Source organism: Variovorax sp. SPNA7 (assembly GCF_033807855.1).
GTDB lineage: Bacteria > Pseudomonadota > Gammaproteobacteria > Burkholderiales > Burkholderiaceae_C > Variovorax > Variovorax beijingensis.
The window spans coordinates 2,354,190-2,377,660 of the sequence record NZ_CP138513.1 but is presented as its reverse complement, the minus strand read 5'-3'; the positions used below and the strand labels follow the sequence as shown (position 1 = coordinate 2,377,660).

General features: G+C 68.0%; 25 protein-coding genes. 11 read left to right on the top strand and 14 right to left on the bottom strand.

Annotated elements, in window-relative coordinates:
* Positions 1-10 precede the first annotated feature (10 nt).
* Together RZE77_RS11005 and RZE77_RS11000 are read right to left on the bottom strand one after the other, a co-directional pair.
* The gene (locus RZE77_RS11005) at positions 11-919 is read right to left on the bottom strand and encodes an HTD2 family dehydratase (protein ID WP_319441863.1); all 909 of its coding nucleotides are present in this window, start codon (positions 917-919) and stop codon (positions 11-13) included.
* A gap of 8 nt (positions 920-927) precedes the next feature.
* On the bottom strand, positions 928-1,902 hold the full coding sequence (locus RZE77_RS11000; RefSeq protein WP_319441862.1) for a tripartite tricarboxylate transporter substrate binding protein: 975 nt from the start codon (positions 1,900-1,902) through the stop codon (positions 928-930).
* Positions 1,903-2,012: 110 nt separating this feature from the next.
* On the opposite strand from RZE77_RS11000, the gene RZE77_RS10995 reads away from it, so the two are divergent.
* Entirely contained in the window at positions 2,013-2,924 is a 912-nt protein-coding gene (locus RZE77_RS10995) for a LysR family transcriptional regulator (protein ID WP_319441861.1), read from the top strand.
* 468 nt (positions 2,925-3,392) lie between these two features.
* Here RZE77_RS10995 and RZE77_RS10990 read toward each other — a convergent pair whose 3' ends face one another.
* Both RZE77_RS10990 and phaC read right to left on the bottom strand, forming a co-directional pair.
* On the bottom strand, positions 3,393-4,571 hold the full coding sequence (locus tag RZE77_RS10990; protein ID WP_319431821.1) for an acetyl-CoA C-acetyltransferase: 1,179 nt from the start codon (positions 4,569-4,571) through the stop codon (positions 3,393-3,395).
* A 57-nt stretch (positions 4,572-4,628) separates the two neighbouring features.
* On the bottom strand, positions 4,629-6,380 hold the full coding sequence (gene phaC / locus RZE77_RS10985; RefSeq protein WP_319441860.1) for a class I poly(R)-hydroxyalkanoic acid synthase: 1,752 nt from the start codon (positions 6,378-6,380) through the stop codon (positions 4,629-4,631).
* 113 nt (positions 6,381-6,493) lie between these two features.
* On the opposite strand from phaC, the gene RZE77_RS10980 reads away from it, so the two are divergent.
* A complete protein-coding gene (locus RZE77_RS10980) occupies positions 6,494-6,817 on the top strand; it encodes a hypothetical protein (RefSeq protein ID WP_319441859.1) in 324 nt (107 codons plus the stop codon).
* Here the strand turns inward: RZE77_RS10980 and pgeF are convergent.
* Both pgeF and maiA read right to left on the bottom strand, forming a co-directional pair.
* The gene (gene pgeF, locus RZE77_RS10975; protein ID WP_319441858.1) at positions 6,749-7,516 is read right to left on the bottom strand and encodes a peptidoglycan editing factor PgeF; all 768 of its coding nucleotides are present in this window, start codon (positions 7,514-7,516) and stop codon (positions 6,749-6,751) included. The genes RZE77_RS10980 and pgeF overlap by 69 nt on opposite strands.
* 14 nt (positions 7,517-7,530) lie before the next feature.
* Entirely contained in the window at positions 7,531-8,169 is a 639-nt protein-coding gene (maiA, locus tag RZE77_RS10970; protein ID WP_319442335.1) for a maleylacetoacetate isomerase, read from the bottom strand.
* A 91-nt stretch (positions 8,170-8,260) separates the two neighbouring features.
* Between maiA and RZE77_RS10965 the strand changes: the two genes are divergently transcribed.
* The 4 genes from RZE77_RS10965 to RZE77_RS10950 all read left to right on the top strand — a co-directional run bounded on the left by RZE77_RS10965 (position 8,261) and on the right by RZE77_RS10950 (position 10,647).
* A complete protein-coding gene (locus tag RZE77_RS10965) occupies positions 8,261-8,962 on the top strand; it encodes a fumarylacetoacetate hydrolase family protein (RefSeq protein WP_319441857.1) in 702 nt (233 codons plus the stop codon).
* A gap of 19 nt (positions 8,963-8,981) precedes the next feature.
* The gene (locus tag RZE77_RS10960; protein ID WP_055804497.1) at positions 8,982-9,533 is read left to right on the top strand and encodes an NUDIX hydrolase; all 552 of its coding nucleotides are present in this window, start codon (positions 8,982-8,984) and stop codon (positions 9,531-9,533) included.
* A 10-nt stretch (positions 9,534-9,543) separates the two neighbouring features.
* Positions 9,544-10,047: a CreA family protein gene (locus RZE77_RS10955; RefSeq protein WP_405547398.1), complete on the top strand. Its 504-nt coding sequence runs from the start codon at positions 9,544-9,546 to the stop codon at positions 10,045-10,047.
* Between the two features lie 96 nt (positions 10,048-10,143).
* Positions 10,144-10,647, top strand: a complete 504-nt coding sequence (locus RZE77_RS10950) for a murein hydrolase activator EnvC family protein (RefSeq protein ID WP_319441856.1) — start codon at positions 10,144-10,146, stop codon at positions 10,645-10,647.
* A 4-nt stretch (positions 10,648-10,651) separates the two neighbouring features.
* On the opposite strand, the gene RZE77_RS10945 is transcribed toward RZE77_RS10950, so the two are convergent.
* Positions 10,652-12,304: a phospholipase D family protein gene (locus RZE77_RS10945; protein WP_319441855.1), complete on the bottom strand. Its 1,653-nt coding sequence runs from the start codon at positions 12,302-12,304 to the stop codon at positions 10,652-10,654.
* A gap of 192 nt (positions 12,305-12,496) precedes the next feature.
* On the opposite strand from RZE77_RS10945, the gene RZE77_RS10940 reads away from it, so the two are divergent.
* Complete coding sequence (locus RZE77_RS10940) at positions 12,497-13,921, top strand: homospermidine synthase (protein WP_319441854.1); 1,425 nt, start codon at positions 12,497-12,499, stop codon at positions 13,919-13,921.
* Entirely contained in the window at positions 13,922-15,235 is a 1,314-nt protein-coding gene (locus RZE77_RS10935) for an NAD(P)/FAD-dependent oxidoreductase (RefSeq protein WP_319441853.1), read from the top strand.
* Here RZE77_RS10935 and RZE77_RS10930 read toward each other — a convergent pair.
* From RZE77_RS10930 to RZE77_RS10900, 7 genes are all read right to left on the bottom strand, one after another.
* A complete protein-coding gene (locus RZE77_RS10930; RefSeq protein ID WP_319441852.1) occupies positions 15,232-17,655 on the bottom strand; it encodes a catalase in 2,424 nt (807 codons plus the stop codon). The two genes, RZE77_RS10935 and RZE77_RS10930, sit on opposite strands and share 4 nt — an antisense overlap.
* Positions 17,656-17,748: 93 nt before the next feature.
* Positions 17,749-17,940 carry an aminoglycoside phosphotransferase gene (locus RZE77_RS10925; RefSeq protein WP_319441851.1) on the bottom strand — a complete coding sequence of 64 codons (192 nt, stop codon included), beginning with the start codon at positions 17,938-17,940 and terminating at the stop codon, positions 17,749-17,751.
* 21 nt (positions 17,941-17,961) lie between these two features.
* The gene (locus tag RZE77_RS10920) at positions 17,962-18,579 is read right to left on the bottom strand and encodes a hemerythrin domain-containing protein (RefSeq protein WP_319431798.1); all 618 of its coding nucleotides are present in this window, start codon (positions 18,577-18,579) and stop codon (positions 17,962-17,964) included.
* A 131-nt stretch (positions 18,580-18,710) separates the two neighbouring features.
* The gene (locus RZE77_RS10915) at positions 18,711-19,205 is read right to left on the bottom strand and encodes a hemerythrin domain-containing protein (protein ID WP_319441850.1); all 495 of its coding nucleotides are present in this window, start codon (positions 19,203-19,205) and stop codon (positions 18,711-18,713) included.
* Between the two features lie 95 nt (positions 19,206-19,300).
* On the bottom strand, positions 19,301-19,804 hold the full coding sequence (locus tag RZE77_RS10910; RefSeq protein WP_319441849.1) for a hypothetical protein: 504 nt from the start codon (positions 19,802-19,804) through the stop codon (positions 19,301-19,303).
* 15 nt (positions 19,805-19,819) lie between these two features.
* On the bottom strand, positions 19,820-20,599 hold the full coding sequence (locus tag RZE77_RS10905; RefSeq protein ID WP_012747137.1) for an alpha/beta hydrolase family protein: 780 nt from the start codon (positions 20,597-20,599) through the stop codon (positions 19,820-19,822).
* On the bottom strand, positions 20,580-21,719 hold the full coding sequence (locus tag RZE77_RS10900) for a DUF3182 family protein (protein ID WP_319441848.1): 1,140 nt from the start codon (positions 21,717-21,719) through the stop codon (positions 20,580-20,582). Before RZE77_RS10900 ends, RZE77_RS10905 begins: the two co-directional genes overlap by 20 nt.
* Positions 21,720-22,131: 412 nt before the next feature.
* Here RZE77_RS10900 and RZE77_RS10895 point away from each other — a divergent pair, with 412 nt between their 5' ends.
* The 3 genes from RZE77_RS10895 (at position 22,132) to RZE77_RS10885 (ending at position 23,452) form a co-directional block, all read left to right on the top strand.
* Complete coding sequence (locus RZE77_RS10895; protein WP_319441847.1) at positions 22,132-22,332, top strand: hypothetical protein; 201 nt, start codon at positions 22,132-22,134, stop codon at positions 22,330-22,332.
* 184 nt (positions 22,333-22,516) lie between these two features.
* A complete protein-coding gene (locus RZE77_RS10890; RefSeq protein WP_319441846.1) occupies positions 22,517-23,041 on the top strand; it encodes a cysteine hydrolase family protein in 525 nt (174 codons plus the stop codon).
* Between the two features lie 18 nt (positions 23,042-23,059).
* Positions 23,060-23,452 carry a VOC family protein gene (locus tag RZE77_RS10885; RefSeq protein ID WP_319441845.1) on the top strand — a complete coding sequence of 131 codons (393 nt, stop codon included), beginning with the start codon at positions 23,060-23,062 and terminating at the stop codon, positions 23,450-23,452.
* Positions 23,453-23,471 lie beyond the last annotated feature (19 nt).

Here is a 23,471-nt window from a genome sequence, read left to right as displayed (position 1 = left end):
TCCGTTTTCTTCATGCGAGCACGGCCGTGGCCTGCATCGTGAGCCAGCCATCGGCGTCCTCGCCCCAGAGGCTGAAGGTCTTGCCGTCTGTGCTGCCTTCGGCCGGCCTGCCATGCACGCGGAACGGCGCGATGTCGAAGGTCGGCCGCACGGCGCGGAACTCGAAGCGCGCGAGCTGCGCGCCCGGCACGTTGCGGCGCAGCAGGTCCACCAGCAGCGTCGCGATCAGCGGGCCGTGCACGATCAGGCCCGGATAGCCCTCGACCTGCGTCACGTAGCGGCGGTCGTAGTGGATGCGGTGGCCGTTGAAGGTGAGCGCCGAATAGCGGAACAGCAGCACGTCGTCGGGCACGATCTCGCGGCTGAAGGCGGCGTCCTTCGGCGCCGGCGTGGGCGGCGGCGCCTTCTCGCCGGGCGCGGCCGCGGCGCGGTAGACGATGTCGTGCTCCTCGGTCAGCGCAAGGCCGCGTTCGTTGCGCACTTCATGGCGCACCAGCACGAACATCAGCTCGCCCGTGCGGCCGACCTTGTGGGTGACCGAGGCGATGGTCGAGGTGCGCTCGACCTTGTCGCCCACCTGCAGCGGATTGCCCCGTTCCCACGCCAGCCGGCCGCCGGCCCACATGCGGCGCGGCAGCGGCACGGGCGGCAGGAAGCCGCCGCGCTTCGCATGGCCGTCCTCGCCGATCTCGGACTGGCGATGGTGCGGCAGGAAGTAGAGCCAGTGCCAGAGCTCGGGCAGGCGCGTGCCGGCGGCGGGCGGTGCGTCGTCGCGGTCGAGCGTGGCCGAGAGTGCGCGCACGGGGGCGGCGGTGATGTCGTCGGCCAGCGTTTCGCTGCGGCCTTGCCAGGCCTGGAGCTTGGCGAGCGTGCCGCTGTCGATCGCGTCGGAGAACTTTTCTTGGGTGGGATTGCTCATCGGTTCCTTCAGTCGACCGCTGCCCCGGAGGCCTTGACGATGCGCGCCCACTTGGCGAGGTCGTCCTGCAGCAGTTTCGAAAATTGATCGGGCGTGGTGGGCTGCGCGATCTCCACGCCCTGCTGTTCGAGCTTGTCGCGCAGGTCCTTCGCGGCCAGCGCCTTGCGCGTCGCGTCCTGCAGCGTGGCCAGCACGTCGGCCGGCACGCCCGCTGGCGCGAACAGGCCGATCCAGAGCGTGCCGTTGTAGCCCGGCACGGCCTCGGCGATGGCGGGCACCTCGGGCAGCACCGGCGAGCGCTTCTCGCCGCTCACGGCCAGCGCGCGCAGCTTGCCGGCCTTGATGTGCGAGAGCGCCGAAGGCAGGCTCGCGAAGACGATCGGCAGCTGCCCGCCGAGCACGTCGTTGAGCGCAGGCGCCACGCCCTTGTACGGCACGTGCTGCATCGAGATGCCCGCCATGCTGTTGAGCATTTCGCCGAGCAGGTGGTTGAGCGTGCCGTTGCCGGCCGAGGCGTACTGGTAATTGGCGCCCTTCTGCCGCGCGAGCTTCAGGAACTCGTTGAAGTCCCTGGCGGGAAACGAGGGGTTGACCAGCAGCACGTTGGGCACCGCGCCGATCAGGCCCACGGGCTTGAAATCCTTCACCGGATCGAAGCCCGCATTCTTGTAGAGCGCCGGGTTGATGGCCTGGCTGCTGCTGATGGTCATGAGCAGCGTGTAGCCGTCCTTCGGTCCCTTGGCGACCAGCTGCGTGCCGATGTTGCCGCCCGCGCCCGGCCGGTTGTCGACCACCACGCTCGCGTTCATCAGCTCGCCGATCTTCTGGCCCACGAGGCGGCCCACGATGTCGTTGGTGCCGCCCGCCGCCTGCGGCACGACGAGCGTGACGGGGCGCGAGGGGTATGGCTGCGCGGCAGCCGGAACCGCAGTGCAGAGCGCTGCCGCGGCAAGGGAAAGAAGCGCCAGTGCGCGGAATTTCATTGTCTTTGTCTCCATGGCCGCATGGTGTTCTGCCGTGGCAGTGCGCGCAATCTGCGATTTCGGAACCCAGGCTTCTGAAATGCCGAAGGCTTGGGCTTTACGATGGCGTCATGCTTTTCGACCTGACCGACCTGCGCCTCTTCGTTGCCACGGCCGAGCTCGGCAATATCACGCGCGCGGCCGAGCGGCAGCACCTGTCGCTTGCGGCGGCCAGCGCCCGCATCAAGGCGCTCGAAAACCAGGCCGGGCTGCAGCTGCTGCAGCGCGAAGCCCGCGGCGTGCGGCTGCTGCCGCCGGGGGAAGCCTTCCTGCACCACGCGCGCCTCGTGCTGCACCAGACCGAGCAGCTGCGCGCCGACCTGCTCGAATACGGCGGCGGGCTGCGCGGCCATCTGCGCGTGTTCGCCAACACCACGGCGGTGACCGATTTCCTGCCTGAAATCTTGCCGGGCTTCCTCGCGCGCAACCCGCGCATCAACGTCGACCTTCAGGAAAAACCGAATGCTCAGATCCCGCGCGGCGTGCTCGACGGCCGCGCCGACATCGGCATCGTCGCGGGCCGCGTCGACACGCTGGGCCTCGAAGCGATCCACTTCAGCACCGACCGGCTGGTGCTCGTCACCTCGCGCAAGCACCGCTTCGCGAAGCGCCGCAGGATTTCATTCGCGGAAACGCTGGACGAAGACGCCATCGGCATGCAGCAAGGCAGCACCTTGCAAACCTTTCTGGCGCAGATCACCGACAACCTCGGCAAGCGGCAGAAGCTGCGCATCCAGCTCGGCAGCTTCGACGCCATGTGCCGGATGATCGGCAGCGGCGTGGGCATTGGCGTGGTGCCGGAGTCGGCGGCGCGGCGCAACCAGGAAAGCATGCAGCTCGCGCTGATCGATCTCAGCGACGCATGGTGCGTGCGCGAGCGCTATCTACTGGTGCGCGACCGGGCTGCACTGCCGATCTACGCGCAGGCATTGGTCGAGACACTGTGCCAGCACTACGCCGTGGAGCAGGCCGCTGCCGACTGAGTGCCGCAAATCAAGGACTTGCGGGCGAATTGTGAAGAAGCCGATGCCATCCCCATTTTCCGTGGACAACTTTGGGGATAACTGATGTTCTTCCTTGTAAAGCCGATCTAACTTGTTGTTTTACAACGGGAATAATCAGTTTGCTCAAAATTTGGGCGGTGAACAAAGTGGGCCGCGCCTCCTCGGGGCTGGCAGCGAGCTGTTGTTCCTGGTGCTTTTGTTCAGGGCTTTGTTCAGGGGGGTGCCCAGGCCACGCTCTGGGTGTACAGCCGATCAACGACCGCTCCGCATAACGCTCCCGTCGATGGGGTGCCTTGCGCAGCGAAATCAAGGGGGAGGCCGAAGGCCGGAGGACATTCGCGGAGCAAGGTACCCCGTCGGCGGGAGCGCGCCCTGAACGGGAGCGCCCCGCGGTCGAAACATCCACGCTCACCCCGAACAGAGATGCGCGTGAAAGGCCAAAGGAGCCTATCGCTCGATCGTCAGCGCCACGCCCATGCCGCCGCCGATGCACAGCGACGCAATGCCCTTCTTCGCGTTCTGGCGCTGCATCTCGTGCAGCAGCGTCACCAGGATGCGGCAGCCCGACGCGCCGATCGGGTGGCCGATGGCAATGGCGCCGCCGTTCACGTTGACCTTGTTCACGTCCCAGCCCATTTCCTTGTTCACAGCGCAGGCCTGCGCTGCGAAAGCCTCGTTGATCTCGAGCAGGTCGAGGTCGGCCGCCTTCCAGCCGGCGCGCTGCAGCGCCTTGGTCGAGGCGGGCACCGGGCCCATGCCCATGATCGCCGGGTCGAGGCCGGCCGTGGCGTAGCTCGCGATGCGGCCCAGCGGCTTGAGGCCGAGCGCGGCCGCCTTCTTGGCCGTCATCACCATCACGGCGGCGGCGCCGTCGTTCAGGCCCGAGGCATTGCCCGCGGTCACGCCGCCGGCCTTGTCGAACGCCGGGCGCAGGCCGGCCAGGCCTTCGGCGCTGGTCTTGCGGTTGATGAACTCGTCCTTGTCGAAGACGATCGGGTCGCCCTTCTTCTGCGCAATGCTCACGGGAACGATCTCGTCCTTGAACTTGCCGGCGTCCTGCGCGGCCGCGGCCTTGGTCTGGCTGCCGAGCGCGAGCTCGTCCTGCGCGGAGCGGTCGATGCCGTACTTCTTGGCCACGTTCTCGGCCGTGATGCCCATGTGGTACTGGTTGTAGACGTCCCACAGGCCGTCCACGATCATGGTGTCGACCAGTTTCCAGTCGCCCATGCGCTGGCCGTTGCGCGAATTGGGCAGCACGTGCGGCGCCAGGCTCATGTTCTCCTGGCCGCCTGCAATCACGATCTCGCTGTCGCCCGTGGCCACGGCCTGCGCCGCGAGCATCACGGCCTTCAGGCCCGAACCGCACACGGCGTTGATGGTGAGCGCCGGCGTTTCCTTGGTGCCGCCGCTCTTGAGCCATGCCTGGCGCGCGGGGTTCTGGCCCGCACCGGCGGCCAGCACCTGGCCCATGATGGCTTCGCCGACCTGGTCGGCCGTGAGATTGGCGCGCGCAATCACTTCCTTGATCACGAGGGCGCCCAGCTCGGTGGCTGCAATGCCGGCGAGCGAGCCGCCGAACTTGCCGACCGCCGTGCGTGCAGCCGAAACGATGACGATGTCTTCCATGAGGTTCTCCGTTGAAGTGATTTGAATTGAAGTGGTGCGGGATGTGTGTGACTGGTATCAGGCCCTTGCCTTGACGTAGCGCCCGGGCGCCGGCTCGATGGCCTTGTAGGCCTTGCCGTTGCCATAGGCCTTGGGCGCCGGAACCTGCTTGCCCGCATGGCCCTTGAGCCATTGCGCCCAGTCGGTCCACCAGCTGCCGGGATGCTCGGTCGCCCCGGCCAGCCATTCGGCCTGGGTCTTGGGGAACTTGCCGTCTTCGCGGATCCAGTGGCTGCGCTTTTTCTTGGCGGGCGGATTGATCACGCCCGCGATGTGGCCCGAGGCGCCCATGACGAAGCGCTTCTTGCCCGGCAGCAGCTGCGTGGACGCATAGGCGCCGCCGATCGGCACGATGTGGTCTTCGCGCGAGCCGTAGATGTAGGCGGGGATGTCGATCTTGCCGAGGTCGATCTTCTCGCCGCAGACCGTGAGCGCATTGGGCTTGGCGAGCTTGTTCTCGTGGTACGTGTTGCGCAGGTACCAGGTATAGAACGGGCCCGGCAGGTTGGTGGCGTCGCTGTTCCAGTAGAGCAGGTCGAAGGGCGGCGGGGTCTCGCCCTTCAGGTAGTTGCCGACCACGTAGTTCCAGACCAGGTCGTTGGGCCGCAGGAAGCTGAAGGTCGAGGCCAGGTCCATGCCCGGCAGCAGGCCGCCCTTGCCCAGCTGCATTTCGCGGTACGCCACCATCGCCTCGTCCACGAAGATGTCGAGGATGCCGGTGTCGCTGAAGTCGAGAAAGGTGGTGAGCAGCGTGACCGACGCGGCCGGCTTTTCGCCGCGCGCCGCGAGCACGGCCAGCGCGGTGCTCAGGATGGTGCCGCCCACGCAGAAGCCGAGCGCGTTGATCTGCTTGCTCCCGCTGATCTCCTGCACGAGGTGGATCGCCTTGATGGCGGCGTTCTCGATGTAGTCGTCCCAGGTGGCGTTGGCCAGCGACTCGTCGGGGTTGCGCCAGCTCACCACGAACACGCGGTGGCCCTGCTCGTTGGCATAGCGGATCAGCGAGTTTTCGGGCTGCAGGTCGAGGATGTAGAACTTGTTGATGCAAGGCGGCACCAGCAGGAACGGCCGCTCGTAGACCTTGGCCGTGAGCGGCTTGTATTCGAGCAGCTGGAAAAACTCGTTCTCGAACACCACGGCGCCCTCGGTGGTGGCCACGTTGCGCCCCACTTCGAAGGCGCTTTCGTCGGTCATGCTGAGATGGCCCTGCTTGACGTCGTGCAGCAGGTTCTGGATGCCCTTGGCAATGCTCTCGCCCTGGGTGTCGATGGCTTTCTTCTGTGCCTCGGCGTTGAAGGCGAGCGAGTTGCTGGGCGAAGCCGCCGCCATCCACTGCTCGACCGCGAAGCGCATGCGCGCCTTGGTCTTTTCGTCGGCGTCGATGGCCTCGGCCATGCTGAGCAGGGTGCGGCCGTTGAGCAGGTAGACCGCCGCCGAGAAGGCCGCGAGCGGGTTGCTGCCCCAGGCTTCGCCCGCAAAGCGCTTGTCGCCCTCGGGTTTGGCTTCGAGGCCGCGGCGCCAGAGCTCGGTGGCTTCGGCCATGTATTGCTGCTGGATCGATTGCAGCTTCTCGGGCGCGATGGAGACTTTCGGCAATTCAGGCAGCTTTGCCCCCGGCGGCAATTGCCACAGCGGCGTGCCGCCGCCGTTGAAGGCCGAGGCCCCCTGTACGGCGGACTGCTGGAGCGATTCCAGCGCCTTGGTCCATCCCTCTGAAAGAGCCTGCTGGAAGGGCGCGAACGCATCGGCCCCCGTGGCTTGTTGCTTCATCATGTCTCCTGGTCCTCGCCTGAATCGGTACGGATGGCTTGCGTATTTTGAGTATCCTGCATTTCGCAAGGCACCCACAACGCTCCCCGCTCACTTACCGACTGAAACTTCTTGTGTTTATCCACCTGATCGTGATTGGCTGGCTCTACGTCGTCCTGATGATGGCCGTGGCCGAAGCCACCAACACCACCGGCACCGTACTGGGTGCCATCTTCACATTTCTTTTGTACGGATTGGCGCCTGTCGCACTGGTGGTTTACCTGATGGGCACCCCCGGGCGGCGCCGCGCGATCAGGGAGCGCGAGGAAAAGGCACAGGAAGAAGCGCGCCGCGCCGCGAGCGAGGCGGCCGCGGCGGCAGGCACGGACTCAGACCTTCCAGACCAGCGCGGCGAAACGCCCGCTGACGCCGTCCCGCCGGTGCGAAAAGAACCGTGACGGGTTGGCGACGGTGCACCACGCGTCGCTGCCATCGTTGCCGTGCACCGATTCCACGCCGGCCGCGTGCAGGCGCTGTCGCGCGAGCGCGGGCAGGTCGGCCAGCCACTTGCCAGGCGCCGGCGCGGGCCGGAAGCAGCGTGCAGCCTCGGGCGCATGCGCCTCGAAGGCGGCCTTGACCTCGGGCCCGACCTCGAAGGCCCCGGGGCCGATGCAGGGGCCGAGCCAGGCCATGACCTTGCCGCCGCCCTGCGCGGGTTCGAAGCACCGGGCCGCCGCCTCGAGCACGCCGCCGGCCAGGCCGCGCCAGCCGGCGTGCGCGGCCGCCACCCGCCGGCCCGACTCGTCGGTGAAGAGCACGGGCAGGCAGTCGGCCACCATGATCGTGCAGGCCAAGCCGGTGGCCGTGGCGGTGCAGGCGTCGGCCGGCGTGCCGTCACTCGCGATGCTGACTTCGGCGTCGAGCGCCACGAGGCCGGTGCCGTGCACCTGCTGAAGAAAGACCGGCCGCGCGCCGCCGAGGGCCTGCGCGAGGCGACGGCGGTTTTCGGCGACGTGGTCGGCCAGGTCGCCCACGTGGTCGCCCAGGTTGAGGCTCTGGTAGCGACCCTGCGAAACACCGCCCTCGCGCGTGGTGCACACGGCCCGCACGTTGGGCGGCGCCGGCCAGTCGGGCACGAGCCAGTGCGCGTCGTCCATGGCGGCGGGCGCGATCAGGCTTCCGCGTCGGGGCACTGCGAAGGCTGGGCGCGCTGGAAGGCGTCGAGCTCCATGCAGGCCTCGAACGCGGCCATGCTGCGCGGCAGTCCGCTGAAGTCGCAGTCGAAGCGGCGGCCATTGAAGATCTGGGGCACCAGGCAGCAGTCGGCCAGCGTGGGCGTGTCGCCGTAGCAGAACCGGCCGCCGGGATGCTGCGCGAGCTGGCGCTCGAAGGCCAGCATGCCGTCGCGCACCCAGTGGCGGTACCAGGTGTTCTTGGCCTCGTCGTCGAGCTTGAGTTCCTTCACCAGGTACTTGAGCACGCGCAGGTTGTTGAGCGGATGGATCTCGCAGGCAATGGACTGCGCCAGCGCGCGCACATGGGCGCGGCCCACGGGATCGTGCGGCAGCAGCGCCGGTTCGGGGTAGGTTTCGTCCAGGTATTCGATGATGGCCATCGACTGCGAAAAGCGCTCGCCCTCGTCCTCGAGCAGCGGCACCAGCATGTCGGCCGAGATGGCCGAGTACGGCCCGGTGCGATGCTCGCCGCGGGCGATGTGCACCGGGATGTAATCGAACTCCAGGCCCTTCAGGTGGAGCGCAATGCGCACGCGGAACGACGAGGAGGATCGGAAGTAGTTGTGCAGCTTCATCATCCCGCAAGCATAGCGCCGCACCGGCAGCCCGGGCCGGCCTCTGGCACACTGCCGCTTTTCTCCGTTCCGCTGAAAAAGGACAGACGCAATGGCTTCCGAGTTTGTTTTCGCCCCGCCCGCGACCGTTTCGATCCCCGTGGTCGGCCAGCCGGCCCGTTTTCCGGTGCACCGCATCTACTGCGTGGGCCGCAACTACGAGGACCACGCCAAGGAAATGGGCTTCACCGGCCGCGAGCCGCCCTTCTTCTTCATGAAGCCGGCCGACGCGCTGGTGGTGGTCGATGCGGGCCAGACCGGCACCATGGCCTACCCGACGCTCACCAAGAACCTTCACCACGAGATCGAGCTCGTGGTGGCCATCGGCACCGGCGGCAAGAACATCAAGGCCGCCGATGCGCACAAGCACATCTACGGCTATGCCGTGGGCCTGGACATGACCCGCCGCGACCTGCAGGGCGAGATGAAGAAACAGGGCCGCCCCTGGGACATCGGCAAGGGCTTCGAGCAGAGCGCGCCCATCGGCCCGATCGTGCCGGTGGCCGAGGCCGGCGATGCCGAGAACGCCGAGATATCGCTGCAGGTCAACGGCACCGACCGCCAGCGCAGCAGCGTGAGCAAGCTGATCTGGAACGTGGCCGAAACCATCGAGCACCTGTCGGCCGCGTGGGAGCTGCAGCCCGGCGACCTGATCTACAGCGGCACGCCCGAAGGCGTGGCGGCGGTGGTGGCGGGCGACACGCTGGTGGGCGAAGTGGCGGGCCTGCCGAAGCTCACCATCAAGATCGCCTGAAACCCACGCTCGCCGCTCCATGATCCTGCGCGTACCCATCAAGCACTGCAAGAACTGCGGCACCGCAGTGGTCTACCGCGTTCCCGACGACGGCGACACCAAGGAGCGCGCGGTCTGCCCGGCCTGCAGCACCATCCACTACGAGAACCCGCTGAACGTGGTGGGCACCATTCCCGTGCTCGGCGACAAGGTGCTGCTGTGCAAGCGCAACATCGAGCCGCGCTGGGGCAAGTGGACGCTGCCCGCGGGCTTCATGGAGCTGGGCGAAACCGCGGCCCAGGGCGCGGCCCGCGAGACCGATGAAGAGGCCGGCGCCCACTACGAGATGCAGGGCCTGTTCGCGGTGATCAGCGTGGTGCGCGTGGGCCAGGTGCACCTGTTCTACCGCGCCCGCCTGCTCGACGACCGCTTCGACCCCGGCCACGAGACCATCGAGGCCCGGCTCTTCACCGAAGAAGAAATTCCCTGGGAAGAGATCGCCTTTCGCACCGTGCGCGAGGCGCTCGAACACTTCTTCGAAGACCGGCGGCGCGGCAGCTTCGACCGCGTGCACGAACTCAGCATCGTTTGAAACAACCCCCATGACCCAGGCCCCCCGCGCTCCCCTCTTCCTTCGCGGCGCCTTCGCATGCGGCATGGCGACCGGCCTTGCGCTGGCCTCGGCCGCGCATGCGGAAACGGTGGGCGACGTGGACACCGCCTTCAAGCTCATCGGCCCCGACCACAAGATCGTGGTGGAGGCCTACGACGACCCCAAGGTGAACGGCGTGACCTGCTATGTCTCGCGCGCCAAGACCGGCGGGCTGGCCGGCGCCTTCGGCGTGGCGGAAGACAAGTCCGAAGCCTCCATTGCCTGCCGCCAGGTCGGGCCGGTCAGCATCACGCAGCCCCTGCCCAAGCGGGAAGAGGTCTACAGCGAGCGGCTGTCGATCCTGTTCAAGCGGCTGCGCGTGGTGCGCATGGTCGACGCCAGGCGCAACACGCTGGTCTATCTCACCTACTCCGACCTGCTGATCGAAGGTTCTCCCAAGAACAGCGTGACGGCGGTGCCAATCGACCGCGGCACGCCGATTCCGCTCAAGTAGAGCCGGCCCGGGCGGAGTTTGCTAGCATGGACGAGGTGGCTCGCCCGGCGCGCCGACCGCGGGAACCCTCAGCAACGAATTCGTTCCAAAAGAGCCATGCACCTTCAGACTTTTGCCCTTCGTACCGGCGCCGCGCTCCTGGTGGCCGCCGGCCTGGCCGCCTGCACCACGCCGCAGCCGCCCGCGCGGCCCGGTGTCGTCATTCCGCCGCCCGTGCAGCAGCCGCAGGCCATGTTCATCCGGCCCGCCGCCGGCACCACCATTGCCCGCTTCGACGGCGTGCGCAACAAGGGGCTCGACATTGCCGGCAACCTGGGCGACCCGATCGTGGCCTCGGCCGACGGCCGCGTGGTGTACGTGGGCGGCGAACTGCGCAGCTACGGCAACATGGTCATCATCAAGCACAACGAGACCTTCCTGACGGCCTACGCCCATGCGCAGACCATCCTCGTGAAGGAAAACGCGGTGGTCCGGCAGGGCCAGAAGATCGCCGAAATGGGCAAGAGCGAAACCGACCGCGTGAAGCTGCATTTCGAAATCCGCAAGAACGGCACCGCCGTCGATCCGGAGCCCTACCTGAGCGGACGCCTGCAGCAGTAGCGCCCTACAGCAGGCTTTCCGGCACCAGCGGGGCAAACAGCTCCAGCTTCCAGCGCGACCAGAAATCCGTTTCCGGCTCCACGTGCAGGATGGTGTCGGCGCCGTCGCCTGTGGCCGGGCTCACCCATTCGATGCCGCCGCTCGGCCCCAGCTGCAGCTGGTAGGCGCCGTCCAGCCGGATGAAGCCGATCAGGCTGGTGAGCTGCTGGGCAATCTGCGGGCTGAAGATGAACAGGCCGATCTCGGTGTTGTGCAGCATCGAGCGCGGATCGAAATTCATCGAGCCGATGAACACCAGGCTGCGATCGACCACGGCCGACTTTCCATGCAGCCGGCCGCTCGCGGAACCGTAGATGCCGAAGCGCTTGGTCTGCTCGACGCGCTTGGGGCTCAGTTCGTAGAGCTCCACGCCCAGGGCGAGCATCTCCGGCCGGTAGCGGCGATAGCCGATGTGCACCAGCGATTCGTCCGTGGCGGCCAGCGAATTGGTCACGATGGTGTAGCTCACGCCCCGCTGCCGCACGATGCGGAACGTCTCCATGCCGCCGCGCCCCGGAATCAGGTAGGGCGTGGTCTGCAGGATCTCCTGTTGGGCGCCGCGCAGGTAGCGCCGCACGTTGTAGAGCACGCTGTCGGTCGACTCGTCGGCCGGCAGTCCGCGAGCCTCCGGGGGGCCCAGTGCCTTGGCGGGCGCGTCGGCATAGGCTTCGGCGCGCGCCCAGACGAGCGACAGCGCGCCCTCGCCCAGGTCCTTGCCGAGCGCGTTGTTGCCCAGCAGGTCGGTGGAAGTCAGCGGCTCGGGATGCAGCGTGTCCGGCCCGGCAGTCAATTGCTCGAAGCGTTCGCGCAGCTGCTGCGGCGTGGCCCCGCCGCTGGAGACCAGCGACTCGATCGGATAGACGTACGGGCTGTTCCAGTACATGTCGAACAGCGACGACAGCCGCGGCACCACCGTGCCGGCCACCAGCGTGTCGATGTCGATGAAGTTGGAGCCGCCATCGCGCAGAAAATATTCGTTGGCGATGTTGCGCCCGCCCATGACCGCCATGGTGTTGTCCACCACGAAGAGCTTGTTGTGCATGCGCCGGTGCACGCGGTCGAAGTCGAGCAGCGATGCCGCCCAGCGCGTGCCCAGGAAATCGCGGCCGGCCGGGAACGGATTGAAGAAGCGCACCTCCACGTTCGGATGCGCCGCGAAGCCCGCGAACAGCGGATCGGCACCCGCGGTGTAGAGGTCGTCCACCAGCAGGCGCACGCGCACGCCGCGGTCGGCCGCGTCGCGCAGCGTGCGCAGCAGGTAGCGGCCGGTTTCGTCGTTCTGCACCAGGTAGTACTGCACGTCGATCGAGCGCTGGGCGCGGCGCGCGAGCTCGATGCGCGCATGCAGCGAATACTGCGGCATCGGCAGCAGCCGGAAACCGCTCAGCCCCTGCCCCGGCGGCGAGGCCGCTGCCACCAGGCGCCCCAGCACGGTGTCGGCCCCGTCGGCGATGGCCACCGAAGGCTTGCGCTCCACCCCGGCCGGCAGCCCCGCGCAGCCGCCCATGAACAGCAGGGCCAGGCCGAGCAGCAGCAGCCAGGGCGCGCGCCCCAGGCGGAGGCCAAGGCCGGTTGGCGGGACGGAGTGTCGTGGATTGAAGGAGAGGTCTTCGGCCATCGGTGCGATGCAATGCGCGACGTGCGCAGGGTGGCCGGTTTCTACCACGGCCCCGGGCGAAAAACCCGTTCATGGAGTCCTCCTACACCATCGGCAAAGGCAAGCTGACGCATCCACCGGCGCAGGCGCGCCACATTCTCGCGAGGAACCGACGAGGCCGGCCCGTCCGGCGCGACTTCAGAGAGGTGACGGATGACGAAGAAGAACGAACCGCTGGCTCGCCTGGACGGCAAACTCACGATGATCGGCTTCGGCTCCATCGGGCAGGCGCTGCTGCCCTTGCTGTTCCGCCATTTCGGCCTCAAGGCGGCGGACGTCAAGATCGTGAAGGCCGGCGAAGACCGCAGCGGCCTTGCGAGGGAGCTGGGCGTCGAGGTCATTCCCGTCCGGCTCGAGGAAGGCAACTTTGCCGCCGTGCTGGAGCCGCTGGTGGACAAGGGCGACTTCCTGGTCAACCTCTCGGTCGATGTCTCGAGCCTGGCGCTCATCAAGCTCTGCCGCGAACGCGGCGCGCTCTACCTGGACACCTGCAACGAGCCCTGGGGCGGCCGCTACGACGATCCCGGCCTTCCGCCTTCGCGCCGCTCGAACTACAGCCTGCGCGAAGAGGTGCTGGCCTGGCGCCTCGACAAGCGCAGCGGGCCCACGGCGGTGATCACGCAAGGCGCGAACCCGGGACTGGTCTCGGCGCTGCTCAAGCAGGCACTGCTGAACATTGTGGCCGACACGCATGCCGAGCTCGAAGCCATGCCCGCGAGCTACGAGGACTGGGCGGCGCTCGCGCAGCAGTTGGGCATCAAGGTGGTGCACATCGCCGAGCGCGATACCCAGGTCGCGAAAGCGCGCAAGCAGCGCGGCGAGTTCGTCAACACCTGGTCGGTGCAGGGCTTCGTCGACGAGGGCCTGCAGCCCGCCGAGCTGGGCTGGGGAACGCACGAGCGGCACTGGCCGGCCGATGCCGCGCGGCACGGCTTCGGCAGCGATGCGGCCATCTACCTGGAGCGCCCCGGCATCGGCACGCGGGTGCGCAGCTGGACGCCGCTGGAGGGCCCGTACCACGGCTTCCTGGTGACGCATGCCGAATCGATTTCGATTGCCGACCACCTGACGCTGCGCAAGGATGGCCAGGTGGTGTACCGCCCCACGGTGCACTACGCCTACCACCCCTCGGACGACGCCGTGCTCTCGCTGCACGAGATGGCGGGAAAGAACTGGCAGCTGCAGCATCGCCAGAGGATCGTGCGCGACGAGATCGTCGAAGGCATGGACGAACTCGGCGTGCTGCTGATGGGCAATCCCAAGGGTGCCTATTGGTACGGCTCGCGGCTCACCATCGAGCAGGCGCGCGAACTGGCGCCCGCCAACAGCGCCACCAGCCTGCAGGTGGTGGCCGGCATCCTGGGCGGGATGTCATGGGCCTTGCGCCATCCCGATGCCGGCCTGGTGGAGCCGGACGACCTTGATCACCGCGTGGTGCTGGAAGCCGCCATGCCCTACCTCGGAGAAGTGGCGGGCGTGTACGGCGACTGGACGCCGCTGAAGGAACGCAGCCCGCTCTTCAATGAGGAGAAGGACGAGGACGACCCCTGGCAGTTCATCAACTTCCGGGTGGCCTGATTGCTGCTGCGCAAAGAACTCGGCGTCGTCGAGAACTCCTACTACGAAGCCAGCGTGCAGCGGGCGGCGCGCTTCGAGCCCGCACGTCCGCTCGAAGGCATTGCCACTGCCGATGTGTGCGTGGTGGGCGGCGGGCTCGCAGGGCTGTCGGCCGCGCTCGAGCTTGCGTTGCGCGGCTACGCGGTGGTGCTGCTCGAGGCGCAGCGCGTGGGCTGGGGCGCCTCGGGCCGCAACGGCGGCCAGGTGATCGTGGGCTTCGGCGCCGACGGCGAAGAGGCCATCGAAAAGCAGTTCACGCCCGAGGACGCGCGCCGTGCCTGGAACATCTCCATCGAGGGCCTGGACCTGCTGCAGGAGCGCATCGCGAGCCACGCGATCGATTGCGACTGGCAGGCCGGCTACCTGAACCTGTCGGTCAAGCCCGCGAAGTCGCGCGCACTGCGCGAATGGATGGACCACGTGGGCCGGCTCCACGGCTATCCGCTCCAGTGGCTCGGGCCCGGCGAGGTCGCGCAGTGGGTGGACAGCAAGCGCTTCGATGCCGGCACCTTCGATGCGCGCTCGGGCCATCTGCATCCGCTGAAGTATTCGCTGGGCCTGGCGTCCGCGGCACGAGCGGCCGGCGCGCAGCTGCACGAGAACTCGGCCGCGCAGGTGATCGAGCGCGGCGCGCGGCCCGTCGTCAAGACCGCGCAGGGCGAGGTGCGCTGCAGCTTCGTGGTGCTGGCGGGCAACGTCTACCTGGCCGAGTACGGCGACGACGTGGCGCCCGAGGTGTCGTCGCGCATCATGCCCGTGGGCACCTACATGATTGCGACCGAGCCGATGGCGCCGGCGCGCGCCGATGCGCTCATGCGCGGCAGGCCGGCCGCGTCGGACACGAACTTCGTGCTCGACTACTTCCGGCTGAGCGCGGACCATCGCCTGCTGTTCGGTTCGGGCGACAGCTACAGCGCGCGGACGCCGCGCAACCTCATCGAGAAGATCCGCAAGAGCATGCTCGCGGTGTTTCCGCAGCTTGCGGACCTGGGCATCGACCATGCGTGGGGCGGCTTCGTCGACATCACGATGAACCAAGCCCCCGACTTCGGACGCATCGGGACCAACATCTACTACCTGCAGGGCTTCTCGGGCCATGGCCTGGCGCTCACGGGCATGGCGGGCAAGCTGGCGGCCGAGGCCATCGCGGGCCAGGCGGAACGCTTCGACCTGTTCGCGCGCATCGGGCACCACGCCTTTCCCGGCGGCACCCTGCTGCGCACGCCCGCGCTGGTGCTGGGAATGATGTACTACCGGCTGCGGGATTTCCTCTAGCCGGCGTCCACCACCAGCGCCCCGATCTCACGCGCCGGATGCCGGTGCTTGGCGAGCGCCGCGACGAAGGCCTCGATGGTGGATTCGAAATTCTCCGCCGCACCGCGCAGCACGCCCGGGTCCGCGTCGCCCGACGGCAGGGTCTCGGGAATCTTCGCTTCGGCCAGCAGCGTGGCCGAGGCTCCGAGCGCGAGAATGGTCTTGCCGTGCTGGAACTGGTCCTTGATGAACTGCTCGGTGTGCGCATTGGCGGAGAGAAGCTCCACGCCTTCGGCGCCATCGGGCAGCACGAGCGCATCGAACAGGAAGCCGGGTTCGTTTTCCATCGAGGCGTCGGCTTCCATCGTCTCGCCTTCGGCCGTGCGGAACGGTCCGATGCGCGGTCCCACCAGGCGGCCCACGGCGCCTTCGGCCAGCAGCGCCGCCTGGATGGCCGCGATCTGCTCGCCCTGCACGCCGTCCGCCACCAGCAGTGCCACCTTGCGCGTGCGCACGGACCCATCGCCGGGCCGCGCCGTCAGCGACAGTGCGTGCGAATGCGTGACCTCCGGCTTTGCGGGCTGCGCAAGTGCGCGAGGCAGCGCGGGCGGCACCGGAATGCCCAGCCCGTCGGCCACCTGCTGCGCGAGCAGCGGCGATGCATTGGCGAGGCTCGCCACCATGCGCTCGCGCACGGCGGGCACCGTGCACTTCGAGAGCTCGAAGCGGAACGCCGCCGCGATGTGGGCCTGCTCGGTGGGCGTCTGGCTTTCGAAGAAGAGCGTGGCCTGCGTGTAGTGGTCGGCAAACTTCTCGGGCTTGCCGCGCACCTTGTCCTGCTCCACGCGCTGCGGAAAAGTCATGAAGCCTGCCGAAGCCCCCGCTTGGAACGGGCAGCCGCCGCCCAGCGAGTTGGGCTCGTAGGCCGCGCGGCCGCGGTGAATGGCCTGGCGATGCATGCCGTCGCGCTGGTTGTTGTGCACCTGCGCAACGGGCGCGTTGATCGGCAGCTCGTGGAAGTTCGGCCCGCCCAGGCGCGTGATCTGCGTGTCGACGTACGAGTGGATGCGCCCGGCCAGCAGCGGATCGTTGGTGAAGTCGATGCCCGGCACCACGTGCGCGGCGCAGAAGGCCACCTGCTCGGTCTCGGCAAAGAAATTGTCGGGATTGCGGTTGAGCACCAGGCGCCCCACGGGCGTGAGTGGCACCAGTTCCTCGGGCACGATCTTGGTGGCGTCGAGCACGTCGAAGCTCAAGGCCTCGGCCTCTTCCTCGGTGAAGATCTGCAGGCCGAGCTCCCATTCCGGAAACTCCCCGGCCTCGATGGCTTCCCACAGGTCGCGGCGATGGAAGTCGGGGTCGGCGCCCGAGATCTTCACGGCCTCGTCCCACACCAGTGAATGCGTTCCGAGCACGGGCGACCAGTGGAACTTGCAGAACACCGAATCGCCGGCCTCGTTCACGAGCCGGAAGGTGTGCACGCCAAAGCCCTGCATCATGCGGTAGCTGCGCGGGATGGCGCGATCGGACATGTGCCACATCAGCATGTGGGTCGACTCGGGCATGAGCGAGACGAAGTCCCAGAAGGTGTCGTGCGCGCTCGCGGCCTGCGGCATCTGGTGATGCGGCTCGGGCTTCACGGCGTGAACCAGGTCTGGAAACTTCATCGCGTCCTGGATGAAGAACACGGGCATGTTGTTGCCCACCAGGTCCCAGTTGCCCTCGTCCGTGTAGAACTTGACGGCGAAGCCGCGCACGTCGCGCGCGGTGTCCTTGGAGCCGCGCTCGCCGGCCACGGTGGAAAAGCGCACGAACACCGGCGTGATCTTTCCGCCTTCGCGCAGCGGCGCCGCCTTGGTGAACTGCGGGATGCCTTCGTAGCACTCGAAGTAGCCATGGGCACCCGAGCCGCGCGCATGCACGATGCGCTCGGGAATGCGCTCGTGGTCGAAGTGGGTGATCTTCTCGCGCAAGATGAAGTCTTCGAGCAGCGCGGGGCCGCGCAGGCCGGCCTTCAGCGAATTCTGGTTGTCCGCGATGGGCACGCCCTGGTTGGTGGTGAGCCGCTGGCCGCCCGAGTCGACGCGCACCCGGTCCAGCGGTTCGATGGTGGCATTCAGGCCCGGCATGGCCATGCCGCCGGCCTTCTCCGAGTTGATCTCTTCCGACAAGGTGCTGGCCGTTGCCGCGGACGACAGCGGCTGCACGGCCTGGCCCGCCTGCGGGCGAAGCGCGTTGTCGTGGCCGTGCTCCAGCGGCTTGTTCACATTGAAGGGCATTGCTGCCGCCAGCGCCTGCGCATGCGCGGCTTTCTGCGAGGGCGGATCGGGCGGCGGGCCGTCCGGCAGATGCGCGGCGCCGCTGTCGGTGTTGCGGGCGGCCGCCGCCGCGCTGGTGGCGGCGCTGTCGGAATCGGGAGGAGGCGTTCTGGAAGGCGACATGAATACTCCGTTCGATGGGATGAAGGGAAGCGATGGCGCGGGCCATCGGCCCGATGAAGTCGTCGGGCGCGTTGCCGGCAAGGCCGGCGGAATTCAGCGCGGCGTGCGCTCGCGTCCCAGCTTGCCCTCGGCCGCCAGCTGGAGCACGCCCTCGGCAAAGTTCATGAGTTCGTCCGAGAGCGGCGCGCCCGGCGCGAGAACGCCCACGCGCTCGGCCAGGGCCTGGAATGCGGCGCGCGGGGACTCGGGCGCGGCGGGCAGGGGAATGTTGGTGTCTTCGGGCATGGGGCGGTCTCTCCGGGTGCCTCAGGTGCGCGCGTGATGCGCATGCTGCGCGTGGGGCCAGCGCAGATGGCCGGAACGCCGCGCGAGCAGCAGCCCGGCCGCGGCCAGCCCGACCATCGCAATGGCGGCCGTGTTGCCGGATGCCGCACGGCCCATGTCGAGCGCGATCTCGCCGGTGCGCGGCCCGGCAAGCTGCAGCCGGCGCTTGGTCATCTGCGCGCCCAGTTCGCCGAGCCTGTCGGCCAGCAGCTTCTCGGCGGCCGGCAGCAGGATGGTTTCCTCGTCGGCCACGTGGTGCATCACGTCGCGCATCAGCGCCGAGAGGGTTTCGTCGTAGTCGCGCGCTTCGGGCTCCATGGCGCGAAGCAGGCCGATGAGGCGGCGCATCTCGGAATGCTCCTCGAGCGCCTGGGTGATGCGTTCGTCGTCCTCGCAGACCTTGCGCATCTCGGGATAGAAGATTTCTTCCTCGAGCTGCGCATGGATCTCGAGCGCGGTGCAGATGGTGTTGACCAGCCCTTTCTTCACCCGTGGCGGCGCGCCGGCCTTGTACTGGTGGAAGGTGGAGAGCACGTGCGTGTGGTCCAGGCGGATCATGTTGGTCGCCGTGGGAAAGAGCCGGGAGACGATGTTTGTCATGTGGAACTCCAGGATGGGACGCCCCCCGAAGCGCCTGCGGCGCCTCCCCCCACTGGGGGGCGCACCCGGTGGCCCGGCGGAGCCGGTTCCACGGGTACGCTCGGCTGGGTTGTCGCGGGTTGTGCGGCCGGTCAGGCGGCTGCGGTGAGCTCTTCCATGAGCTCTTCCTTGCGCGCGGCGAGCTGCTCGCGCATGGCCACCAGGTCGAGCCCCCTGGCGGCGCGCGCCTTGACGAAGATCTCGTTGCGCTCTTCCTTCACGTGGTGGTCGATGTATTCGCCCAGCACGATGACCTTGGCATCGAACTTGTCGTCCACCTCGGTGGCGGCCTCGATCTGCGCGATCAGTTCCTTGGCGCTGGTGTGCTCGACCTCGGCTTCGTCGAGAAGATCGGTTTCGCTGATCGCCTCGCGCACGGCCGGATAGAAGATTTCTTCCTCGATCTGGGCATGAACGGTCAGCTCGGTGCAGATCTGGTTGGCGAGTTCGCGCTTCTTCTGCTGCACGTTGGCAGCGCGCGAATGAGTCAGTTCCTCGTACTCCTTGAACATCTTCTTGACGTTGCGGTGGTCGGTATCGAGAAGGCTGCATGCATCGGGTGCTGCGCGCTTGGTGGAGTTGGGCATCGTGGGCTCCGGTTGGGTTGATGGAAGCCGAACGATGAAAGGGCTGCCGGCACCGCGGCGTAGGAAAGCTCCCTGACTACGCGTAGCAAGGCGCACTACTCGCGCGCGCTGCGGCGCTGGGCCAGCAGGCATCCGGCCGCCAGCCCTACGGCGAACAGTCCGTAGACGACACCTAAAGAGCGCTTCGAAAGGTGGTGCTCGAAGCCCGGCCTGAGCCGGTGCGGGGTGATCGTGTAGTCCACCGCGCAGGCCAGCGCGGTGGCGGCGCCGGCGCTCGCGAGCGCCGCGGGAGCCGACTGCGCGGGATGCCGGCTGGCATGCAGCCAGCCATAGATCAGCGCCCAGAAGATGGCGCTCGCATGGTGCGTGGCATAGCCCAGCGCGGTGTGCTTCAGCGTGGGGCCGCGCACATCGAAGGCCGGGTCGCCCCAGAGCCAGTGGCTGGTGGCGTTGGTCGGCGCCACCATGCTGCCGGCCTCGCGGCGGCCGCACAGCATCAGCGCGGCGGTGGAGGCAATGCTTGCGAGGGTTCCCGCGACGAGGCCGGTCCGCAGCGTCGAGAGTTGCCTTTCTGTCAGTGTTCGGGCTAGGGTTTGCATGGGAAACCTGTCTTTCTATGCGGGACTCGCGGAGACGGGCCGCGTCATGGTGCCGGTCGCCCGGGCGCCCAGCGTCATTTCCGTCATCCAGGAGACGAGGAGTTGTCCATAGGCCTGGCGGTGCGCCTGCTTCGACAAGGCATGGTCGGCGCCCGAGATGACCCGGTAGGTCGCGGAGCGCACGCGCTTGAAGGCACCCAGGTAGTTCTCGATGACCGGGTGCGGCACGATCTGGTCGTGCTCCGACTCCACGATCAGCACGTCGCCCGTGAAGGCCTCGCAGGCCGCGAGCGCCCGGTTGTCGCGCGGGCCCACCAGGGTGCGGCGGTAGGCCACGAGGTCGGGCCTGCTCAGCTGGCCCTTGGGCGCGAGCCACTCGCGGTCGCGGTAGAGCGCCGGCGCCCGCAGCGCGAGCCAGCGCACCGGCCGCATGGTGCTGACCAGCGCCGCCAGGTAGCCGCCGTAGCTGCTGCCGACGATGGCAATGGCCTGCGGGTCGACAGTCGGGTGGCTGATGAGCGTGTCGTAGGCCGCGAGCACGTCGCGCAGGTTGTCCTCGCGCGTGACCTCCTGGCGCAGCGAGGCATGGCGCGCATGGCCGCGCAGGTCGAAGGTGAGGCAGACGCAGCCGAGCGCGGCAATCTCGTGCGCGCGCGCGATGTACTGCTCCTGGCTGCCATCCCAGCCATGGACCAAGAGAACGCCGGGCACCATCGTGGAGGCGGCAACCAGCGTTCCGGCAATGTGCTGGCCGTCTACGGATATGTCTATGAAGTTATGTCGTGTCGCTGTCATATGGCTGGAACAATGCGTATTTGGCGAGCGGCCCGATCTGCGAGTCGACGCCGCGGTAGTGCACCGTCGCGCCGGCCGGGATCGCTGGCGCCTCACCATACGCCTCGAAGCAGGAGATGCGCACGCGCTCGAGCGCCGGGTCGCGCCAGAAGCATTCGAGCGCGACCATTTCGGCCCCGGTGGCGCCGCCCACGCGCCACGACTGCTCGAGCACGCCCGAGCGCCAGGCGCCGTCCGCGCCCAGGCCCTGCGCCACGTCGTAGTTCACGCGGGAGGCAAAGAAACCGGGGTAGCACTCGATCACCGCATGGTGGTAGCGCCGCGCCTGGTCGATCGCCAGGCAAAGCGCCGGCGGCGGACTGGTCATGGCCAGCAGCGCATCGAAGTTGCCGCGCACGAGCGTCAGGTCGGAGCCGCCGTAGACGCTCTGGCCGGTGTTGTCGCGCGTCATCCGCTGGCGGCCGAAGTAGCTCACGATCATCTGGTCGACCAGCACCTGCCCGACGCTGTAGGTGTCCGGGTTGGCGAGGTTCTCTTCGAGCACCACGCCGTGCAGCGCGATCTCGCTTTCGTCCATGGCCGCGAGGCAGCGGTCCAGGGCATCGGCATCGGCGGCCATGGCCTGGCCCCGCCCGCCGGTGGCGCACACCGGCTTGATGCGCACCGCGCCGCTTTCCAGCAAGTGGCGCCCGGCCCATCGCGCGTCTTCGACCGAGAACGCCGAAAAGCCGCCGAGCACCGCGTGCGACACGGCGGTGGCGAAGGCCGGCTCCCATCCTTCAGGACAGACCGCCGCCCTGCCCACCAGCGGGTGCGTGATGGCCTTGGTGGCGACGAAGGGGTGCGGAACCACGCCGCCGAACAGGTCGTGCAGCGTCGAGATGCCGAGCGAGCGCGCAAGCTGCGTGCTGGCGATGGTGTCGCTCGGCACGAAGTACAGCGGCGTGCTCTCGTGCGCGCGCGAAGCGTCGTATTCGCCCGCGTAGCGGAACTGCTTCAGCGCCGCGAGCCGCTGCGCGAAATTGCTGCGCGTGGCCCGTTCGTGATCGCTGCCGTAGGCCTGCGGATCCGCGCTCCAGACCACGACGCTGCCGCCGGTGCTCTTGAGGACCGTGTCCACGAGGGCGACTCCCGAGCTGAAAAGGGTGTCCATGGCATGGGCCCGGGCTTAGCGGTGCGCCTCCAGGCGGATGCCGGAGGAAGCGCCGGTGACGAGGACAAAATGCCAGGTGAAAACGGATTTGTTCATCGGGAGAACTCCTTGTGAACGGTTGGCTGGGTGCATGGGGGCTATCCGTGCATCTCGATGAGGCCGGCTCCTACAGAAGGCCTTCCTGCACGGGCCTAGCTTGTGGCTTCTTTGCAGCAGGCTTGCAGCAGGCGTCGTCCTCGCGCCGATGGTCGGACAGGTTTCGGCCCGGCGGGGCGGGATAACGCGCGTCGTGGTGAAAGAGGCCTCCTACGCGCCGACCGCCAAACCATCCCTCTTTCCGCGGGCGCATACTCCGTTTGCACCACAACCGAGGACGATCATGCCCGCTCCTTCCAACCCGGAGTCCCGTGCGCTTGCCAAGCTGGCCTGGGAGGCCGCCTGGGAACGGCTGGGCAATGCGCTGCAGCCGCCGGCCGGCTATCCGCCCGCCACGCCGGAGCAGCTGGCCGAGTGCTTCGAGGTCGCGCAAGCACGGCTCGACGAGGTGCGCGCGGCGTACGGCGTGCCGCAAGACCATTGAACGGCGGGCCGGGCCGGCCCTGACCAGCGCGCGTGGCGGCGACTTTCGCCGCCACGCGCGGCTTTCCTACGGCTGCTGCGGCGGCCGTTGGGAATGGTGGAGTGCCATGGCGCCTCCCCGCTCCCAGCCTCCCGCCCTCGCACCGGCTCCCGCCGCGGGCCACACGGCTCTCTTGATCATCGACATGATCAGCTGCTGGGACTTTCCCGACGCCGAAAAGCTGTTGCCCGGCGCGCACGCCATTGCGGGGCGCATCGCGGCGCTGAAGGCGCGCTGCACGCGCGCCGGGGTGCCCGCCATCTATGTCAACGACAACCGCGGACGCTGGCGCTCGGACTTTCCCAGGCTGGTGGAGCTGTCGCTGGCCTCCGGGGGCGCCGGCGCGGAGATCACCTCGGCGCTGCTGCCCCAGGAGACCGACTACTTCGTGCTCAAGCCCAAGCAGTCCGCCTTCTTCGCGACGCCGCTCGAGCTGCTGCTCGCGTACCTGAAGGCCACGCGGCTGATCGTGACCGGCGTGGCGAGCGACCAGTGCATCTGGGCCACCGTGGCCGACGCGGGCATGCGCGACCTGGAGGCCGTTGTTCCGCGCGATTGCGTCGCCTCGCAGACGAGCGCACGCAACGAGCGCTTCCTGCGCCAGGCGCAAGAGGCGCTGCGCGTCTCCACCACGCCCGGGCCGCGCATCCGCCTGCCCGCGAAGCGCTGATGCAGTTGGAGGACCACCGTGTATGCGCATATCCAGCTCGGCGTGCAGGACCTTCCCCGCATGACCGCCTTCTACGACGAGGTGCTGCGCCACTTCGGCATGGTGCGCTTCACCGATCTCGCGCGTGTGGGGCCTGCGGGCGTGCTGTGGCGGCACCCGGGCGCGCGCTGGCCGCAGTTCGTGATCAATCGTCCGTTCAACGGCGACCCTCCCAACACCGCCAACGGCTCCCAGGTGAGCTTTCTGGCCGCCTCGCGGCAGGCCGTCGACGCCGCATGGAAAAGCGCCCTGGCCCAGGGAGCCACGGACGTGGGCGCGCCCGGCCTGCGGCCGCGCTACGCCGAAGACTTCTACGCCGCCTACTGCCTGGACCTCGAAGGACACAAGCTGTGCTTCGTGCACACGCCCTGAGTCCGTAGGCGGACGAACG

Excerpts from the sequence above, each read along its gene's own strand:
- RZE77_RS10990 (WP_319431821.1), bottom strand. The coding sequence starts at position 4,571 with ATGGAAGACATCGTCATCGTTTCGGCTGCACGCACGGCGGTCGGCAAG.
- RZE77_RS10945 (WP_319441855.1), bottom strand. The coding sequence starts at position 12,304 with ATGGCCGAAGACCTCTCCTTCAATCCACGACACTCCGTCCCGCCAACC.
- RZE77_RS10920 (WP_319431798.1), bottom strand. The coding sequence starts at position 18,579 with ATGACAAACATCGTCTCCCGGCTCTTTCCCACGGCGACCAACATGATC.
- RZE77_RS10940 (WP_319441854.1), top strand. The coding sequence starts at position 12,497 with ATGACGAAGAAGAACGAACCGCTGGCTCGCCTGGACGGCAAACTCACG.
- phaC (WP_319441860.1), bottom strand. The coding sequence starts at position 6,380 with ATGAAGCAACAAGCCACGGGGGCCGATGCGTTCGCGCCCTTCCAGCAG.
- RZE77_RS11005 (WP_319441863.1), bottom strand. The coding sequence starts at position 919 with ATGAGCAATCCCACCCAAGAAAAGTTCTCCGACGCGATCGACAGCGGC.
- RZE77_RS10965 (WP_319441857.1), top strand. The coding sequence starts at position 8,261 with ATGGCTTCCGAGTTTGTTTTCGCCCCGCCCGCGACCGTTTCGATCCCC.
- RZE77_RS10895 (WP_319441847.1), top strand. The coding sequence starts at position 22,132 with ATGCCCGCTCCTTCCAACCCGGAGTCCCGTGCGCTTGCCAAGCTGGCC.
- RZE77_RS10960 (WP_055804497.1), top strand. The coding sequence starts at position 8,982 with ATGATCCTGCGCGTACCCATCAAGCACTGCAAGAACTGCGGCACCGCA.
- pgeF (WP_319441858.1), bottom strand. The coding sequence starts at position 7,516 with ATGGACGACGCGCACTGGCTCGTGCCCGACTGGCCGGCGCCGCCCAAC.
- RZE77_RS10910 (WP_319441849.1), bottom strand. The coding sequence starts at position 19,804 with ATGCAAACCCTAGCCCGAACACTGACAGAAAGGCAACTCTCGACGCTG.
- RZE77_RS10930 (WP_319441852.1), bottom strand. The coding sequence starts at position 17,655 with ATGTCGCCTTCCAGAACGCCTCCTCCCGATTCCGACAGCGCCGCCACC.
- RZE77_RS10890 (WP_319441846.1), top strand. The coding sequence starts at position 22,517 with ATGATCAGCTGCTGGGACTTTCCCGACGCCGAAAAGCTGTTGCCCGGC.
- maiA (WP_319442335.1), bottom strand. The coding sequence starts at position 8,169 with ATGAAGCTGCACAACTACTTCCGATCCTCCTCGTCGTTCCGCGTGCGC.
- RZE77_RS10955 (WP_405547398.1), top strand. The coding sequence starts at position 9,544 with ATGACCCAGGCCCCCCGCGCTCCCCTCTTCCTTCGCGGCGCCTTCGCA.
- RZE77_RS11000 (WP_319441862.1), bottom strand. The coding sequence starts at position 1,902 with ATGAAATTCCGCGCACTGGCGCTTCTTTCCCTTGCCGCGGCAGCGCTC.
- RZE77_RS10995 (WP_319441861.1), top strand. The coding sequence starts at position 2,013 with ATGCTTTTCGACCTGACCGACCTGCGCCTCTTCGTTGCCACGGCCGAG.
- RZE77_RS10915 (WP_319441850.1), bottom strand. The coding sequence starts at position 19,205 with ATGCCCAACTCCACCAAGCGCGCAGCACCCGATGCATGCAGCCTTCTC.
- RZE77_RS10950 (WP_319441856.1), top strand. The coding sequence starts at position 10,144 with ATGCACCTTCAGACTTTTGCCCTTCGTACCGGCGCCGCGCTCCTGGTG.
- RZE77_RS10925 (WP_319441851.1), bottom strand. The coding sequence starts at position 17,940 with ATGCCCGAAGACACCAACATTCCCCTGCCCGCCGCGCCCGAGTCCCCG.
- RZE77_RS10905 (WP_012747137.1), bottom strand. The coding sequence starts at position 20,599 with ATGACAGCGACACGACATAACTTCATAGACATATCCGTAGACGGCCAG.